General features: G+C 75.0%; 1 protein-coding gene. It reads right to left on the reverse strand.

Annotated elements, in window-relative coordinates; all coding sequences use genetic code 11:
- On the reverse strand, positions 1-340 hold a 340-nt coding region (locus tag QN345_RS19965), incomplete at both ends, for a molybdopterin cofactor-binding domain-containing protein (RefSeq protein WP_323509230.1).

The following is a 340-nucleotide window of genomic DNA, read 5'->3' on the forward strand; positions in this document are numbered from 1 at the left end:
GAGGTCGGTGAGGGAAACGACGGTGCTGCCGCAGCGGAGGCCGTCGGGCTCGAGGAGCCAGGCGTCGGCGGGGGCGCCGGGGTGGGCATCCGTCGCCGCCTGCCGGAGCACGGCCGCGAGTGCGGTCGCCGCACCCAGCACGGCCTTACCGGCGACGACGATGCCGGCCGAGCCGAACGCGCCGGTGTCGTAGCCGATCGTGTCGGTGTCGGACTGCAGGATGTCGATCCGGTCGGGGCTCGTGCCGAGCGCGGTCGCGGCGAGCTGGGTGTGCACGGTCGTGGTGCCGTTGCCGAACTCGGCGGTCCCGACGCGCACGGCGTAGCGGCCGTCGCTACCC

Origin of the sequence: Cryobacterium sp. 10I1, assembly GCF_035019805.1 — a bacterium.
Classification (GTDB): Bacteria; Actinomycetota; Actinomycetes; order Actinomycetales; family Microbacteriaceae; genus Cryobacterium; species Cryobacterium glucosi.